The 16,775-nt window shown below is 67.7% G+C and carries 16 protein-coding genes; 4 read left to right on the forward strand and 12 right to left on the reverse strand.

Going from position 1 to position 16,775, the window contains the following annotated elements; genetic code table 11:
* Nucleotides 1–24 precede the first annotated feature (24 nt).
* From upp to KY389_RS04080, 5 genes are read right to left on the reverse strand one after another with little or no spacing between them, the layout of a single operon-like run.
* Nucleotides 25–654, reverse strand: a complete 630-nt coding sequence (gene upp / locus KY389_RS04060; RefSeq protein ID WP_219829525.1) for a uracil phosphoribosyltransferase — start codon at nt 652–654, stop codon at nt 25–27.
* Nucleotides 654–1,634 (reverse strand): adenosine deaminase, encoded by a 981-nt coding sequence (locus KY389_RS04065; RefSeq protein ID WP_219829560.1) that lies wholly within the window; start codon nt 1,632–1,634, stop codon nt 654–656. Before KY389_RS04065 ends, upp begins: the two co-directional genes overlap by 1 nt.
* Nucleotides 1,622–2,797, reverse strand: coding sequence for a phosphopentomutase (locus KY389_RS04070; RefSeq protein ID WP_219829526.1), 1,176 nt, complete (start codon nt 2,795–2,797; stop codon nt 1,622–1,624). Before KY389_RS04070 ends, KY389_RS04065 begins: the two co-directional genes overlap by 13 nt.
* A complete protein-coding gene (locus tag KY389_RS04075) occupies nt 2,794–4,077 on the reverse strand; it encodes a thymidine phosphorylase (RefSeq protein ID WP_219829527.1) in 1,284 nt (427 codons plus the stop codon). Before KY389_RS04075 ends, KY389_RS04070 begins: the two co-directional genes overlap by 4 nt.
* The gene (locus KY389_RS04080; RefSeq protein ID WP_219829528.1) at nt 4,074–4,466 is read right to left on the reverse strand and encodes a cytidine deaminase; all 393 of its coding nucleotides are present in this window, start codon (nt 4,464–4,466) and stop codon (nt 4,074–4,076) included. Before KY389_RS04080 ends, KY389_RS04075 begins: the two co-directional genes overlap by 4 nt.
* A 167-nt stretch (nt 4,467–4,633) precedes the next feature.
* On the opposite strand from KY389_RS04080, the gene KY389_RS04085 reads away from it, so the two are divergent.
* Entirely contained in the window at nt 4,634–6,913 is a 2,280-nt protein-coding gene (locus KY389_RS04085) for an NADP-dependent malic enzyme (protein ID WP_219829529.1), read from the forward strand.
* Between the two features lie 228 nt (nt 6,914–7,141).
* Nucleotides 7,142–9,037 carry a propionyl-CoA synthetase gene (locus KY389_RS04090; protein ID WP_219829530.1) on the forward strand — a complete coding sequence of 632 codons (1,896 nt, stop codon included), beginning with the start codon at nt 7,142–7,144 and terminating at the stop codon, nt 9,035–9,037.
* Nucleotides 9,038–9,088: 51 nt separating this feature from the next.
* Here the strand turns inward: KY389_RS04090 and aroA are convergent, their stop codons facing one another.
* Nucleotides 9,089–10,426, reverse strand: coding sequence for a 3-phosphoshikimate 1-carboxyvinyltransferase (gene aroA, locus KY389_RS04095; protein WP_219829531.1), 1,338 nt, complete (start codon nt 10,424–10,426; stop codon nt 9,089–9,091).
* Between the two features lie 124 nt (nt 10,427–10,550).
* On the opposite strand from aroA, the gene KY389_RS04100 reads away from it, so the two are divergent.
* Nucleotides 10,551–11,246 carry a DNA alkylation repair protein gene (locus tag KY389_RS04100; RefSeq protein ID WP_219829532.1) on the forward strand — a complete coding sequence of 232 codons (696 nt, stop codon included), beginning with the start codon at nt 10,551–10,553 and terminating at the stop codon, nt 11,244–11,246.
* On the opposite strand, the gene KY389_RS04105 is transcribed toward KY389_RS04100, so the two are convergent.
* Entirely contained in the window at nt 11,234–11,731 is a 498-nt protein-coding gene (locus KY389_RS04105) for a hypothetical protein (protein ID WP_219829533.1), read from the reverse strand. The two genes, KY389_RS04100 and KY389_RS04105, sit on opposite strands and share 13 nt — an antisense overlap.
* A 150-nt stretch (nt 11,732–11,881) precedes the next feature.
* Here KY389_RS04105 and moaA point away from each other — a divergent pair, with 150 nt between their 5' ends.
* Nucleotides 11,882–12,913 carry a GTP 3',8-cyclase MoaA gene (gene moaA / locus KY389_RS04110; RefSeq protein ID WP_219829534.1) on the forward strand — a complete coding sequence of 344 codons (1,032 nt, stop codon included), beginning with the start codon at nt 11,882–11,884 and terminating at the stop codon, nt 12,911–12,913.
* Nucleotides 12,914–12,977: 64 nt separating this feature from the next.
* Here moaA and ispG read toward each other — a convergent pair whose 3' ends face one another.
* From ispG to KY389_RS04135, 5 genes are all read right to left on the reverse strand, one after another.
* On the reverse strand, nt 12,978–14,108 hold the full coding sequence (ispG, locus tag KY389_RS04115; protein ID WP_219829535.1) for a flavodoxin-dependent (E)-4-hydroxy-3-methylbut-2-enyl-diphosphate synthase: 1,131 nt from the start codon (nt 14,106–14,108) through the stop codon (nt 12,978–12,980).
* An 83-nt stretch (nt 14,109–14,191) separates the two neighbouring features.
* Complete coding sequence (locus tag KY389_RS04120) at nt 14,192–14,857, reverse strand: thiamine diphosphokinase (protein ID WP_219829536.1); 666 nt, start codon at nt 14,855–14,857, stop codon at nt 14,192–14,194.
* Nucleotides 14,854–15,066 carry a DUF2842 domain-containing protein gene (locus KY389_RS04125; protein ID WP_219829537.1) on the reverse strand — a complete coding sequence of 71 codons (213 nt, stop codon included), beginning with the start codon at nt 15,064–15,066 and terminating at the stop codon, nt 14,854–14,856. Before KY389_RS04125 ends, KY389_RS04120 begins: the two co-directional genes overlap by 4 nt.
* A gap of 79 nt (nt 15,067–15,145) precedes the next feature.
* Nucleotides 15,146–16,438 carry an adenylosuccinate synthase gene (locus tag KY389_RS04130; protein ID WP_219829538.1) on the reverse strand — a complete coding sequence of 431 codons (1,293 nt, stop codon included), beginning with the start codon at nt 16,436–16,438 and terminating at the stop codon, nt 15,146–15,148.
* Nucleotides 16,439–16,526: 88 nt separating this feature from the next.
* Nucleotides 16,527–16,742 (reverse strand): SlyX family protein, encoded by a 216-nt coding sequence (locus KY389_RS04135; protein ID WP_219829539.1) that lies wholly within the window; start codon nt 16,740–16,742, stop codon nt 16,527–16,529.
* Nucleotides 16,743–16,775 lie beyond the last annotated feature (33 nt).

Here is a 16,775-nt window from a genome sequence, read left to right on the forward strand (position 1 = left end):
GCGTGAAGGCCGGGTTAACAGCCGCTATTTCGTGCCGAACATCCGGTCGCCCGCGTCGCCCAGGCCGGGCACGATATAGCCGTGATCGTCCAGCCGTTCGTCCAGCGCAGCGGTAAAGATCGGCACGTCGGCATGGGCCTCGCGCATCCGTGCCACACCCTCTGGTGCGGCCAGAAGGCACAGGAAACGCAGGTTCTTCGCGCCGCGTTCCTTCAGCATGTTGATCGCTGCCACCGAGGAATTGCCCGTGGCCAGCATCGGATCGACCACGATCGTCATGCGTGCATCCAGTTCGCGCGGCACCTTGCAGTAATATTCGACGGGCTTCAGCGTCTCGGGGTCGCGGTAGAGGCCGACAAAACCCACGCGCGCGCCCGGAATCAGTTCCAGGATGCCATCCAGCAGCCCGTTCCCCGCCCGCAGAATTGAGATCAGGGCCAGCTTCTTGCCCTCGAGCATGGGGGCGTCCATCTCGCAGAGCGGCGTCTCGATCCGGGTCGAGGTCAGTTCCAGTTCGCGCGTGATCTCATAGGCCAGAAGCAGGCTGATCTCGCGCAGGAGGCGGCGGAAACCGGCGGTGGATACGTCCTTTTGCCGCATGATCGACAGCTTGTGCTGCACCAGCGGGTGATCGACAATGGTCAGGTGCTGCATCAGGCAAAGTCCTTCATCAGGCGGTCGCGGGTCGCTTGGTCACAGAAAGCGGCCTCCAGCGCCCAGAGATTGATCTGTCGGAATTCCGTATCGCCCCAGCCGAAGGTCGAGGCAAGCCGGTCGTATTCATCGCGCATCGTGGTGTGGAAGAACGGCGGATCATCGGTCGAGACGGTAACGCGCAGCCCCGCATCCGCAAGCCGCGCGATGGGATGGGCGGCCCAGTCCGGCACGACCCCAAGCGCCACGTTCGAGCCGGGGCAGACCTCCAGCGTGACGCCCGCCTCGCGCAGGTCGCGCATCAGCTCGGCATCCTCGATCGCCTGCACGCCGTGGCCGATCCGCGTGCAGCCAAGCGCCAGCGCCTCGCGGATCGAGGCGGGCCCGCCCCATTCTCCCGCATGGCAGGTCAGGCCAAGCCCGGCCTCGCGCGCGCAGTCGTAGCTCCAGGCGAAATCGGTGGCCTTGTGCATCTGCTCGGCCCCGCCCATGCCGAAGCCCGTGACCCAGCCGGTCCAGTCGGCCGAGGCCGTTTCGGCGGCGCAGCGCGCGGTCAGGCGGGCGCGTTCGGGGCCGAAATGGCGGATGATGGTGACGATGCCGCGGCTCTCGATCCCTTGGGCGCGGGCCTCGTCGGCAACCTCGGTCATGGCGGCCAGATAATCGCGCCATGCGGAAAGATCGCCACCGCCGCAGAATTCGGGCGAGACGAAGAACTCGGTGTAGATCACGCCCTCTTCGGCGCTGCGTTCCAGCACCTCGGCCAGCAGGCGGGCATAGTCGCGGGGGGTCTTCAGAACGGCCGTCGCGGCCTCGTAGCAGCGCAGGAAGCCCTCGAAGCCCTGATAGGCATAGGCGCCGCGTTCATCGAAGACGCCGGTCAGATCGACGCCCTTCTCGCGGGCCAGGGCGCGGATGAAATCAGGGGGCGCAGCGCCTTCAAGATGCAGGTGGATTTCGGTCTTTTTCATAGAAAGGATGTCCCATGTGCGGCGGCCGGAAGGCCCAGATGGGCCAGCACCGAGGCGCCGATATCGGAAAAGCCGACCAGCCCGGCCTCGCCCCGCCCCGCGCCATGCACCAGGACCGGCACGCGTTCGCGCGTGTGGTCTGTGCCGTGCCAGGACGGGTCGTTGCCGTGATCGGCGGTGAAAACGGCCAGGTCGCCCGGCCGCAGGGTCGCCAGAAACCGCCCCGCGACCGTATCGAACCATTCCAGATGAGCCGCATAGCCCGGAATGTCGCGGCGATGGCCGAAGGCTGCGTCGAATTCGACAAAATTGGCGAAGGTCAGGCTGCCCGGTTCGGCTGTGCGGCCAAGGCGGATCAGGTGGCCGGCCAGTTCCGCGTCTGTGCCCTTGTGCTGATGGGTGATGCCGCGATGGCTGAAGATGTCGCCGATCTTTCCGACCGCATGGGTAACGCGCCCCGCCCGATGCGCGATGTCGAGGATTGTGTCGCCCGGCGGCGCGATGGCGAAATCGCGGCGGTTCGCGGTGCGATGAAACGCGCCCGGCTGGCCAAGGAAGGGGCGCGCGATCACGCGGCCCACGCGCATCTGGTGCAGCATCGGCGCAACATCGCGGCAGAGCGCGATCAGCCGGTCCAGGCCAAAGGCTTCCTCATGCGCGGCGATCTGCAGCACGCTGTCGGCAGACGTGTAGCAGATCGGCCAGCCGGTCCGCAGGTGATCCGCGCCGAAGCGGTCGATGATCTCGGTCCCCGAGGCGTGGCAATCGCCCAAGGTTCCCTCGGTCCCGGCCAGATCACGGATGCGGGCCGTGACCTCGGGTGGAAAGCTGGGGACGATCTTTGGAAAGTAGTGCCATTGCCACGGCACGGGGACGCAGGCGATCTCCCAATGGCCCGAGGGGGTGTCCTTGCCCTGCGAGATTTCGGTCGCCGCCGCCCAGAGACCCGAGGGTTCGGCGTCCAGCCCCGGCGCATCCGCCCCCGAGGCCAGACGCAGCGCCGCGCCCAGTCCGAGGCTGTCCAGAACCGGCATCCGCAGGGGATGCGCGGCGGCGATATGGGCCAGCGTGTTGGCGCCGGTATCGGGCAGGCCGTCGTTGAAGAATATCGCCGCATCGGGTGCGCCGCCGATGCCAACGCTGTCCATCACGATCAGGAAGGCGCGGTTCATGGCGCCACCCTTGCACGGACCAGCGGGCCGGGATCGGCGGGATCGCCCAGATGATAGGCGGCCGCGACGGCGGCGACGGCGATGTCGGCGGCGGTCTCGTCGGCGGCATGGACCATGGCCAGCGGCCGGTCCGGGCCGACCGCCTCGCCCAGACGGGCCAGGTTGTCAAGTCCCACGCGCGGGTCGATCCGCTCGCCCGCCCGCACGCGCCCGCCACCAAGCGCAACCACAGCATGACCAAGCGCGGCCACGTCGATCCGTGCGACATGGCCCGCAGGCGCGCTCACGGGGCGGATGACGGGGGCGCGCGCCAGATGAGCCTCGGGGCGCTCCAGCAGGTCAGAGGGGCCGCCCTGCGCGGCGACCATGCGGGCAAAACGCTCGGCGGCGGCGCCACTGTTCAGCGTTTGTGCAAGACCCTCGGCGCTCTGCCCGGCCAGTGCAAGCGCCTCGGTCGCAAGGGCCAGTGTCAGGTCGCGCAGCGCGCCCGGCTCGCCCTGCAGGACGCGGATGGCCTCGGCGACCTCAAGCGCATTGCCGGCGCTGCGGGCCAGAGGCTGGTCCATGTCGGTGATCAGCGCCGCCGTCCGGCAGCCCGCGCCATTCGCCGTCTCGACCAGCGCAAGGGCCAGCCTTTCGGCGCTGTCGGCCTTCTGGAGGATCGCGCCCGAGCCGGATTTCACGTCCAGAACCAGCGCATCCAGCCCCGCCGCCAGCTTCTTGGACAGGATCGAGGCGGTGATCAGGTCGATGGATTCCACCGTCCCCGATTCGTCGCGGATCGCATAAAGCCGCCGGTCCGCAGGCGCGAGTTCCGCCGTCGCCGCGACGATGGCGCAACCGACCTGACGGGTGATGCGGCGCAAATCAGCCTCGGACTGGTCGCAAAGATAGCCGGGGATCGCCTCGAGCTTGTCCAGCGTGCCGCCGGTATGGCCCAGCCCCCGCCCCGAGATCATCGGCACGAAACAGCCCCGTGCCGCCAGCAGCGGCGCCAGGATCAGGCTGACCGTGTCGCCGATGCCGCCCGTCGAATGCTTGTCCACGACCGGCCCGGACAGGTTCCATTGCAGCACATGTCCCGAATCGCGCATGGCACGGGTCAGCGCCACGCGGCCCGGCACGCCCAGGCCCCGCGTCAGCACCGCCATCGCGAAGGCCCCCGCCTGCGCGTCGCTGACCGATCCATCGGCCAGCCCCTGTGCGATCAGCGCCGCGCCCGGACCGTCAAGCCCGCGTCCGTCGCGCACCGCCGCAATCACCGGGCGCGGATCGGTCATGTGCGGTCCATGTGGCCAGCATCGAACCGGCCCGGCAGCAGATCGCCGATCGTGGTCTGCAGAAGCGTCCCGTCGGTCGTGGCCAGCGTCACCGGCACATCGGCGCGGCCGAACTCGGCCAGTTTCTGGCGGCAGCCTCCGCACGGCGGCACCGGGCTGGGGCTGTCGGCGATCACGGCGACCGCGACCAGCTCGGTCTCGCCTGCGGCGACCATGGCGGCGATGGCCCCGGCCTCGGCGCAGGTGCCTTCGGGATAGGCCACGTTCTCGACATTGCAGCCCCGATAGACCGCGCCCGACGCACCACGGATCGCCGCACCAACCTTGAATCGGGAATAGGGGGCATAGGCGCGTTCGCGCACCTCTCGCGCAGCATCGACCAGTGACATGTTCAAGCCTTTCATCCGTGTTCCCCGCAATTTGCGCCCGCATCGCGACAGGCGCAAGCCGCCAGCAGCGTCTCGCCCCCTCTGCGCCAAAGCCTGCGACATCGCGTCTGTTCGAGGCCGCGGAAATGGTTTAACGGTAAACCAATTCCCAAAGCGGAGGGGCAGAGATGGAAGAACGCAGGCAGGACAGCGCCAGGCAGGCAGCCTTGGATTATCACGAGTTTCCGCGCCCCGGGAAGCTGGAGATCCGCGCGACGAAACCTCTGGCCAACGGGCGCGACCTGTCTCGGGCCTATTCGCCCGGCGTCGCCGAGGCCTGTCTGGAAATCAAGGCGGATCCGACGAACGCGGCGCGCTACACCTCGCGCGGGAATCTGGTCGCGGTCGTCTCGAACGGCACGGCGGTTCTGGGCCTGGGCAATATCGGCGCGCTGGCCTCGAAACCGGTGATGGAGGGCAAGGCGGTCCTGTTCAAGAAATTCGCGAACATCGACTGTTTCGACATCGAACTGAACGAGCCCGATCCCGAGAAGCTGGCCGAGATCGTCTGCGCGCTGGAACCGACCTTTGGCGCCATCAACCTCGAGGACATCAAGGCTCCCGACTGCTTCATCGTGGAAAAGATCTGCCGCGAGCGGATGAACATCCCGGTCTTTCACGACGACCAGCACGGCACCGCGATCGTGGTGGGCGCGGCGGCGACGAACGCGCTGCGCATCGCCGGCAAGCGGTTCGAGGACATCAAGATCGTCTCGACCGGCGGAGGGGCTGCGGGGATCGCCTGCCTCGACATGCTGCTGAAGCTGGGCGTGAAGCGCGAGAATGTCTGGCTCTGCGACATTCACGGGCTGGTCTATCAGGGCCGGGCCGAGGACATGAACCCGCAAAAGGCCGCTTACGCCCAGCCCTCGGACAAGCGGAGCCTGGCCGAGGTGATCGACGGCGCCGACCTGTTCCTGGGCCTCTCGGGGCCGGGCGTTCTGAAGCCCGAGATGGTTGCGCGCATGGCCCCGCGCCCGATCGTCTTTGCGCTGGCGAACCCTACGCCGGAAATCCTGCCCGACGAGGTCCGTAGCGTCGCCCCCGACGCGATCATCGCCACGGGGCGCAGCGATTACCCCAATCAGGTTAACAACGTCCTGTGCTTTCCCTTCATCTTCCGCGGCGCGCTGGATGTGGGCGCGACGACGATCAACGACGAGATGAAGATCGCCTGTATCGAGGGCATTGCCGCGCTGGCCCGCGCCACGACCGCCGCCGAGGCCGCCGCCGCCTATCGCGGCGAGACACTGACCTTCGGCCCCGACTATCTGATCCCCAAGCCGTTTGATCCGCGTCTGGTGGGCGTGGTCAGCAGCGCGGTGGCGCGCGCGGCGATGGAGTCGGGCGTGGCGACGCGCCCCCTGCCCGATCTTGCGGCCTACAAGCAGAAACTGGACAGTTCGGTCTTCCGCTCGGCCATGATCATGCGCCCGGTTTTCGAGGCCGCCGCCACCGCCACCCGCCGCATCGCCTTTGCCGAGGGCGAGGATGAACGCGTCCTGCGCGCCGCCAATGCGATGCTGGAGGAGACCACCGACGTTCCGATCCTGATCGGCCGCCCCGAGGTCATCGCCATGCGCGCCGAACGTGCGGGCCTGCCCATCCGTCCGGAACGCGACTTCGAGATCGTGAACCCCGAGAACGATCCGCGGTATCGCGATTACTGGGAGACCTACCACAACCTCATGGCCCGCCGGGGCGTCAGCCCTGACATTGCTCGCGCGATCATGCGCACGAATACGACCGCCATTGCCGCCGTCATGGTCCATCGCAACGAGGCCGACAGCCTGATCTGCGGCACGTTCGGGCAATTCTCGTGGCATCTGCGCTATATTCAAGAGGTTCTGGCCCGCGACGGGCTGCGCCCGCATGGCGCGCTGTCCATGATCATCCTGGAGGATGGGCCGCTGTTCATCGCGGATACGCAGGTTCATCAGGATCCCACCCCGGAACAGATCACCGAGGTCGCCTGCGGCGCTGCGCGTCATGTGCGCCGTTTCGGCCTTGCGCCGCGCGTGGCCCTGTGCAGCCATTCGCAATTCGGCAATCTCGACAGCGCCTCAGGGCGCAAGATGCGCGAGGCAATGCGGCTTCTGGACATGAAGAAGCCCGATTTCATGTATGAGGGCGAGATGCATGTGGACAGCGCGCTCGACCCCGAGATCCGCGCGCGCATCTTCCCGGGTTCGCGTCTCGAGGGTGCGGCGAATACCCTGATCTTTTCGAATGCCGATGCGGCATCGGCTGTGCGAAATGCGCTGAAGATGAAGGCAGGCGGGCTTGAGGTCGGGCCGATCCTGATGGGCATGGGAAACCGCGCGCATATCGTCACGCCCTCGATCACGACGCGCGGGCTGCTGAACATGAGCGTTCTGGCCGGCACGCCCGTCGCCTATTACGGATGATCCCATTGGCGCGAATCGCAGGCGCCGGGCAATCCGGCTACTTTTGCAAAGAACCCGCGTGAAACAGGGGCGGCTTTGCAGTCCCGGCACTTTTGCAAATGTTCGTCACCACATTTGCAGCCTCTGCGGATGAAACCTGCCGCCCTGGAGGCTTCGAGCCGCTAACAGAGTTGCGCCATATGCCCCTTGCTGCGTAACAAACAGTCGAGGATGCAGGGAGGGCATACAATGGCATACCGCGAAATCTACAATGACTGGAAGACGGACCCCGAGCGATTCTGGCTGGAGGCCGCCCGCGCGATCGACTGGGCCAAGGCGCCGGAACAGGCCTATTTCGATCAGGGTCCGGCGGGCGAATGGTTCGCGGATGCAACGGCGAATGCCTGCTGGAACGCGGTGGACCGGCACGTTGCAGCGGGTCACGGGAATCGCGTGGCCGTTATCCACGACAGCCCTGTCACCGGCACGATCCGCAAGCTGACCTATGCCGAATTGCAGGCGCGCGTGGCAAGTCTCGCCGGGGCGCTGAAGGCGCGCGGCGTGGCCAAGGGCGACCGCGTCATCCTCTACATGCCGATGATCCCCGAGGCGCTGGAGGCGATGCTGGCCTGCGCGCGGATCGGCGCAGTGCATTCGGTCGTCTTCGGCGGGTTCGCCGCGCATGAACTGGCGATGCGGATCGACGACGCGAAACCGCGTGCGGTCATCGCCGCCTCTTGCGGACTCGAACCGGGGCGGGTGGTCCACTACAAGCCGCTTCTGGACCGCGCCATCGACGAGGCAGCCCACAAACCCGATTTCTGCGTGATCTTCCAGCGCGAACAAGAGGTCGCAGCCCTGATCCCCGGCCGGGATCTGGACTGGCACGGCTTCCAGGCCGGCGTCACCCCCGCCGATTGCGAACCGGTCGAGGGCAATCACCCGGCCTATGTCCTCTATACGTCGGGAACGACCGGCCAGCCCAAGGGCGTGGTGCGCCACACGGCCGGCCATATGGTCGCGCTGGCCTGGTCGATGCGCCATATTTACGACATCGGCGCGGGCGACGTGTTCTGGGCGGCCTCGGATGTCGGCTGGGTCGTGGGGCACAGCTACATCTGCTATGGCCCCTTGCTGGTCGGCGCGACGACCATCGTCTTCGAGGGCAAGCCCGTCGGCACCCCTGACGCCGGCACCTTCTGGCGCGTGATAGCGGAACACGGGGTGAAAAGTTTCTTCACCGCGCCGACCGCCATCCGCGCCGTGCGCCGCGACGACCCCCAGGGCGAGCATGTCCGCCGCCACGACCTTTCCTGTCTGAGGGCGCTGTTCCTGGCGGGCGAGCGGGCCGATCCCGACACGGTCACCTGGGCCGAGCGTCAGCTGGGCGTGCCTGTGATCGACCATTGGTGGCAGACCGAAACCGGCTGGGCGATCGCCGCAAACCCGCTTGGCGTCGAATTGCTGCCGGTGAAGAAGGGCAGCCCCTCGGTGCCCATGCCGGGCTATGACGTGCAGGTTCTTGACGAGGCGGGGCACCCGGTCGCCCCCGGCACGCTTGGCGCCATCGCCATCAGGTTGCCCCTGCCCCCCGGCACGCTGCCCACGCTGTGGAATGCCGAGGATCGGTTCCGCAAGGCCTATCTGTCGCATTTCCCCGGCTATTACGAGACGGGCGATGCGGGCTATGTGGACGAGGACGGTTATCTTTACATCATGGCGCGCACCGATGACGTGATCAACGTGGCGGGCCATCGCCTGTCCACCGGCGCGATGGAAGAGGTTCTGTCGGCCCATCCGGCTGTCGCGGAATGTGCGGTGATCGGCGTGGCGGACGCTGTGAAAGGTCAGGTGCCCTTGGGGCTGTTGTGCCTGAAGAAAGGTGTCGAGACCGCACCCGAAACCGTCGTGGCCGAAGTCGTGCGGATGGTGCGCGACCAGATCGGCCCTGTCGCCGCCTTCAAGACGGCCTGTGTGGTGGACCGGCTGCCCAAGACCCGCTCGGGCAAGATCCTGCGCGCGACCATGTGCAAGATCGCGGATGGCGCGGATTTCAGGATGCCCGCCACGATCGACGACCCGGCCATCCTCGACGAGATTGCCGTGGCGCTGGCGCGCATCGGATATCCCCAAGCGCGAGGCTGAGACCGGCGCCAAGGCGCCGCACCTCGGCCCGGTGCGGCCCCGCAAACAAGATCACGCCGCGGTAAAGCTGGCGCCGAGGCGGGTCATCAAGGGCACGAAATCCGGGAAGGACGTGACGATCGGGCTGGCATCGTCGATGCTGACCGGCCGGTCGGCGGCGAGTCCCAGGACCAGGAAAGACATCGCGATCCGGTGGTCCAGATGCGTGGCCGCCCGCCCACCGCCCGGCACGCCCGATGCGCCGTGGACGGTCAGGCTGTCATGTGTCTCCTCGACGCGGACGCCGTTGGCCTCGAGCCCGCGGGCCATCGCGTCGATGCGGTCGCTTTCCTTCACACGCAGTTCCGCCACGCCGTTCATCACGGTCTTGCCTTCGGCAAAGGCCGCCACGACCGACAGGATCGGGAATTCGTCGATCATGCTGGCCGCGCGCGAGGCGGGAACCTCGACCCCCGTCAGGCGGCTGTGGCGCACGCGCAGATCGGCCACCGGCTCGCCCCCCTCGCTGCGTTCGTTCTCGAAGGTGATGTCGGCGCCCATGTCCAGCAGCGTGACGTAGAGCCCGTCGCGGGTCGGGTTGCGGCTGACCCCTGGCACAAGGATGTCCGAGCCCGGCACGATCAGAGCCGCCGCGACCGGGAAGGCGGCGCTGGACGGATCGCGCGGCACCGCGACAGGCCGGGCACGCAGTTCGGGGCGGCCCTGCAGGGTGATGACATGGCCCTCGGCGGTGGTCTCGGCGTGGATCGTGGCACCGAAGCCCGCCAGCATCCGTTCGGAATGGTCGCGCGTGGGTTCCGGCTCGATCACGACCGTCTCGCCGGGGGCATTCAGGCCCGCCAGCAGGATCGCCGACTTGATCTGCGCGCTGGCCACAGGGCTGCGATAGCGGATCGGCAGCGGGTCGGCGGCGCCCTCGATGGTGATGGGCAGGCGGCCCCCCTCGCGTGCGGTGATGCGGGCACCGAATTGCGACAGCGGATCGGTGACGCGCGCCATCGGGCGGCGCGACAGGCTGGCATCGCCCGTGAAGGTCGCGGTGATCGGCGTCGTGCCCATCGCGCCCATGATCAGCCTGACGCCCGTGCCGGAATTGCCGCAGTCGATCACGGATTGCGGCTCGGCAAAGCCGCCCACGCCAACACCATGAACCGACCACGCGCCGGGTCCGGACCGTTCGACCTGCGCGCCAAAGGCGGCCATGGCGGCGGCGGTGTCCAGCACGTCCTGCCCTTCCAGCAGCCCGGTGATCGTCGTCTCGCCCACCGACAGCGCGCCAAGGATCAGGGCGCGGTGGCTGATCGACTTGTCGCCGGGCACCTGCGCCTCGCCCGTCAGCGGGCCTGAGGCGCGAGAGGTCATCGGGCGGGGTTCGGTAGAATGCGACATGGGATCCCTCGTGTTTCCGCGGGTCTTTTACCGCTACCACCGGGGGCGTGCCACCATCTTCTTGGGGCTGCTTGTGAGGAATGCTCTACGCAGGCTAGAAGCGGGCCAGCAGACGAGGTGAAGCATGAAAGAGATCGAGGCCTTGCGCGCGCTGGCCGACCCGGACCGCGCCGCCCGCGAGGCCGGGCGCCACAAGAGCGGGCGCGAGACGTTGGGCCTGACCCCCGCTGCCATGGCCGAAAAGGTCGCCGCGTGGCGCCAACGCCCGCTGGAGGCGCGTCTGGCCCTGTCCGCGGCCCTGTGGGAGGCCGATCTGCACGAAAGCCGGCTGATCGCGCCGCGCCTGCTGGCACAGGCCCGGATCGACCCGGATCAGCCGGTCTGGGAATTGTTGACGCAGTGGCTGCCTGATCTGGACGGTGCGGTTCTGACCGATGCGCTAGCGACCGCGCTGCAAAAGCGTGTCGCCGCCGATCCGGGCCGGATGGACGAGGCCGAGACCTGGCTGGCCGCGGCGAATCCGTGGATGCGGCGCGCGGCGATGGCCTCGGCGCTGCCCTTTGCCAAGCTGGTCCACCCCAAACCCTCCGAACGGGTCGCACGCGAACGCGCGCATGATTGGGCGGCGACGCTGGCGGGTGATGCGCATGGCGCGGTCCAGCAAGGCGTGGCAGTCTGGCTGCGAACGCTTGCCCCCCGCGACCCGGACGCCGTCCGGGCTTTCATCCGGGCACATGGCACACGGATGAAGCCCCATGCCCTGGCCGAGGCGCGCCGCGCGCTGGAAGGGCACAGCGCACGAGGCTGTCACGAGCGATAGACCTCAAGCCGGGGCAGATCGGTCAGGGGCACACCCAGAAGCTGCATCGCCGGCAGCGAGACCTGGCTTCCCGCTCCGCCCGAGGTCAAGGGGATCAATTCGACCTGGGCCGACTTGCCGGTGGCGGGGTTCACGATGCGGCCCATGGCGCGTTCCGTGACCAGAGGCGTGCGGATCCAGAATCCGGGTTCGGACGGATTGCCCAGCGACGCGATGGTCGTTCCCAATCGTGTCTCGGCGCGCTCGGCCGGGCGGGCGGCCGCGGCGCGCTGTTCGGCCGTCGTGGTGTCCAGCTGCGCAGGCGTCGCACGGGCGGCGGGCCGGGGCGCGTGGGCGCGGGTGATGGCGGTCGCCGCGGCGACGGCCTCGGGTGTGGGCGCGGCGGCTGCGGGCGCAGATGAGACATCCGGTCGTCCGGTCAGGGTGCCGGGCGCGCAGGCCGCCAACAGCGCGGGCAGGATCAGGCTTGGCAAAACGCGGGACATGAGCGCCTCTCTTGCGGGGATCTGTGCGGCAAGACTAGCCCCGCGTCACGCCATCGTCCACCGACAGCACCGTGACGCGCGCGTGACCGGCAGCGCCCCGCGCAGACGCCCTGCCTTGCGCGGCCACGCCTGCAGGTTTACCTTTGACGGATGGACCAAGTAGCCCCACTGATTGACCCCTTCGCCCGTCCCATCACCTACCTGCGGGTCTCGGTGACCGATCGCTGCGATTTCCGCTGTGTCTATTGCATGGCCGAGCATATGCAATTCCTGCCAAAGGCCGACCTGCTGACGCTCGAGGAACTGGATCGCCTCTGTTCGGCCTTTGTCGGCCTCGGCGTGCGCAAGCTGCGGATCACGGGCGGCGAGCCGCTTGTCCGGCGCGGTATCATGGGCTTTTTTCGCGCCATGTCGCGGCACCTGGGCGCAGGACTTGACGAACTGACGCTGACCACGAATGGCAGTCAGCTTGCCCGCCATGCGGCCGCACTGGCCGATTGCGGCGTCCGGCGCGTGAACGTATCGCTGGACACGCTGAACCCGGACCGCTTTGCCGCGATCACCCGATGGGGCCGCCTGCCGCAGGTGATGGAAGGCATCGCTGCCGCCCGCGCCGCAGGGCTGCGCGTCAAGATCAACACCGTCGCGCTGAAGGGCGTGAACGAGGCCGAATTGTTCGATCTGGTCCGCTGGTGCGGGGACGAGGGCCATGACCTGACCTTCATCGAGGTGATGCCGATGGGCGATCTGGGTCTTGATGCCGTGGGCGGGGCAGGCGATGGCGGACGGCTGGATCAGTATTGGCCGCTCTCCGACCTGCGCGCCCGCCTGGCCGAGCGTTTCGACCTGATCGACCTGACCGAACGCAGCGGCGGGCCCGCGCGCTATGTGCGGCTGGCCCAGACGGGTCAGAAGATCGGCTTCATTACGCCCTTGACGCATAACTTCTGCGAAAGCTGCAATCGCGTGCGCGTCACCTGCACGGGCGAATTGTTCATGTGCCTCGGGCAAGAGGACAATGCCGATCTGCGCGCGCCCCTGCGCGCCAGCCCCGATGACACTGCGCTGCGCCAGACGATCCGCGCCGCCATCGCGCGCAAGCCCAGGGGCCATGATTTCGATTATTCCCGCCAGCGCGTCTCGGGTCAGATGTCCCGCCACATGAGCCATACGGGCGGCTGATATTCGGGCGCAGGGCGGGGGGTCCGGGGGGCGCGAGCGCCCCCGGCCGTCGCGGGACGCAAGGCTACTCGGTCGCGGCGGGCGTGTTGGCCTGCGCCTCAAGCTTTGCGGCGCGTTCCTCGACCAGTTGCACGATGTGGTCGATCATCTGTTCGTTCGACATCTTGTGGCTCTGCCTGCCCGCCACATAGACCATGCCTGACCCTGCCCCGCCGCCGGTGAAACCAAGATCGGTCATCAGCGCCTCGCCCGGCCCGTTGACCACGCAGCCGATGATCGACAGCGACATGGGCGTCTTGATGTGTTCCAGCCGCTGTTCCAGCGCCTCGACGGTCTTGATCACGTCAAAGCCCTGCCGCGCGCAGGAAGGGCAGCTGATGATCTGCACGCCCCGCGTCCGCAGTCCCAGGGATTTCAGGATCTCGAAGCCGACCTTCACCTCTTGCACCGGATCGGCCGACAGGCTGACGCGGATCGTGTCGCCGATCCCCATCCACAGCAGGTTGCCCAGCCCGATGGCCGATTTCACCGTGCCGCCGACAAGGCCGCCTGCCTCGGTGATGCCCAGATGGATCGGCGCATCCGTCGCCTCGGCCAGCATCTGATAGGCGGCCGCCGACAGGAACACGTCCGAGGCCTTCACGCTGATCTTGAAGTCGTGGAAATCGTTATCCTGCAGGATCCTGATGTGATCCAGCGCGGATTCCACCATCGCATCGGGGCAAGGTTCGCCATATTTCTCCAGCAGGTGCTTTTCCAGAGAGCCCGCATTGACGCCGACGCGGATGGCGCAGCCATGATCCCTGGCGGCCCTGATGACCTCGCGCACACGGCTTTCATCGCCGATATTGCCCGGATTGATCCGCAGGCAGGCCGCGCCCGCCTCGGCGGCCTCGATGGCGCGCTTGTAGTGGAAATGGATGTCCGCCACGATCGGCACCGGGCTTTCGCGGCAGATCTCGCGCAGCGCGCGCGTCGTCTCCTGATCCGGCGCGCTGATGCGCACGATGTCGGCCCCGGCCTCGGCGGCGGCGATGACCTGCGCCAGCGTGGCCTTCACATCATGGCCGTCCGTATTGGTCATGGTCTGGACGCTGATCGGGGCGTCGCCCCCCACCGGCACGTTGCCGACCATGATCTGGCGCGACTTGCGCCGCTCGATATTGCGCCAGGGCCGGATCGGGTTCAGCGACATGCGTGGAGCCTCCTAGGGTTCGTCCGAGACATAGGACAGAGACCGCCTTGCGACAACCACCTGCCTCCTGTGTGGAGCGACGCTCAGGCGCTGCGCAGGCCGAGCGCGTCCAGCGCGGCGTCGAGACAATCCGGCGGCAGCATGACCAGCATCGGCCCGTCCAGCCGCAGGCTGACCGGGCCAAGCGCGCGGTTCGAGGTGCCGACCCGGCCCGTCGGCGCGAAATCCAGCCCGTCGATGGGCCATTCCAGCCCCAGGCTGCGCCCCCGCACCGGCCCGAGCGGCCAGAGCGACACTCGTGTCCCCGCCTCCAGCGCCAGATCCAGCACCGGGGGGGCCAGGAAGATGACATCCTCGGCCCCGATCAGGATGACGGGCATCCGCGCTTCGGCCGCAAGGCTGGTCAGGGCGGCCAGGGCGTGATCCAGCCGCCCGCCCAGAAAACCCACCGCCAGAACGAAGCCTGCGTCGATCCGGCGCAGGCATTTGGTAAAATCGGTGCTGTCCTGCTCGGGGATGTGATGGATGCGGTCAGCCGCGATCCGCGCCCGCGCCTCGGACCCGAGCGAATCGAGGTCGCCAATGACCAGATCGGGCATCGCGCTCAAGGCCAGCGCCCGGTCGGCCCCGCCATCCGCAGCCACCAGATGCGGCGCGCGGGCCAGCGCGGCCCGCAGCTCGTCCGCCGCCACCGCGCCGCCGCCGACCAGCGTGACCCCGCCCGGAACGACCAGCAGAGGCGGCATCATTCTCCCTTGCCGACGCCGCGAAAGACGCGCCGGAAAGGCAAGGCCCACAGCACACCAAGCGCCAGATAGACCAGCACTTCGATCAGGATGGGCTGGCGCCCGAACCGCGTGTCCAGCCAGTTCATCATCGTGACCGCCGCGACGACATAAAGCGGCATCAGCACGACCAGAACCAGCAGCGACAGACGCTTGCGTGTCTTCAGTTCCATGATCCCTCCTGTCCTGGCCGGGGGCTGCGCCCCAAGGGGTGCGGGGGACGGGATGTCCCCCGGCGTCGCGGGACGCAATCTAATCCGCGAACGGGTCCGTCACCAGGATCGTATCGTCGCGCTCGGGGCTGGTGGACAACATTGCGACCGGGCATTGAATCAGTTCCTCGACGCGGCGGACATACTTGATGGCCGCGGCGGGCAGATCGGCCCAACTGCGCGCGCCCTCGGTCGATTCCTGCCAGCCCTCCATCTCTTCGTAGATGGGGGTGACGCGAGCCTGAAGCGCCGCCGCCGTGGGCAGGTAGTCGTAACGCTTGCCGTCGATCTCGTAGCCCGTGCAGATCTTCAAAGTCTCGAACCCGTCCAGCACGTCCAGCTTGGTCAAGGCGATACCGTTCACACCCGAAATGGCGCAAGTCTGGCGCACCAGAACCGCGTCGAACCAACCGCAGCGGCGCTTGCGGCCGGTGACGGTGCCGAATTCGCGCCCCCGCTCGCCAAGACGCTGGCCGTCCGCATCGTGCAGCTCGGTCGGAAAGGGCCCCTCGCCCACCCGGGTCGTGTAGGCCTTGACGATGCCCAGAACGAAGCCGATGGCGCCCGGCCCCATGCCGGTCCCCGAAGCCGCCATGCCCGACATGGTGGTGGACGACGTGACATAGGGATAGGTGCCGAAGTCGATGTCCAGAAGCGAGCCCTGCGCGCCCTCGAACAGGATGCGTTTGCCGGCCTTGCGAGCGTCGGCCATGATCTTCCAGACAGGCCTGGCATAGGGCAGCAGCCGGGGCGCGATCTCGTCCAGTCTGGCTTTCAGATCGGCCCGGTCGATGGGCGTGGCGCCTAGGCCCGAACGCAGCGCGTCGTGATGGGCGAGCAGCCTGTCGAGGCGGGCCTCCAGCGTCTCCTCGTCGGCCAGATCGGCGACGCGGATCGTGCGACGGCCGACCTTGTCCTCGTAGGCGGGGCCGATGCCGCGGCCGGTCGTGCCGATCCTGGCCTTGCCCGCGGCCTCCTCGCGCAGCTTGTCCAGATCCTGGTGCAGCGGCAGGATAAGCGGCGTGTTCTCGGCGATCATCAGGTTCTCGGTCGAGATGGCGACACCCTGCGCGGCCAGTTTGTCGATTTCCGAAAACAGCGCCCAGGGGTCCAGCACGACGCCATTGCCGATCACGGCCAGCTTGCCCTCGCGCACGATGCCCGAGGGCAGCAGCGACAGCTTGAACACCTTGTCGCCGATGACCAGCGTATGGCCGGCGTTATGACCGCCCTGAAAGCGGGCGATCACATCGGCGCGTTCCGAGAGCCAGTCAACGATCTTGCCCTTGCCCTCGTCGCCCCATTGTGCGCCGACTACCACCACATTGGCCATGAACGATCCTTCCGTTCCGCAGTTTTTTCGCCCTGCCTCTAGCGCATCGGGCGGGACGGGGAAAGCCGCTTTGTCGGGACGGGCCGGATCAGTAGTGCGGCGGGCGCTGGTCGGCCAGCGGGATGGTGCCGCCGGCATCGGCCTGACGCTGCGCTTCGGCCTCAAGCAGCAGATCCAGCCGCCGCGTCAGCCGCGCGATCAGCAGATCCTGGCGCGCGACGATCTCGGACAGGTCGTCGGTGGCGCGCGTCAGATGGGCCAGGCCTTCCTCCAGCGCGGTCAATCGGTCTGCGTTCTTGTCCATGTCGTCCCCTTCCGTTAGAGCAGGCGCGGATTT

This window comes from Paracoccus bogoriensis, from assembly GCF_019431455.1.
GTDB lineage: Bacteria > Pseudomonadota > Alphaproteobacteria > Rhodobacterales > Rhodobacteraceae > Paracoccus > Paracoccus bogoriensis.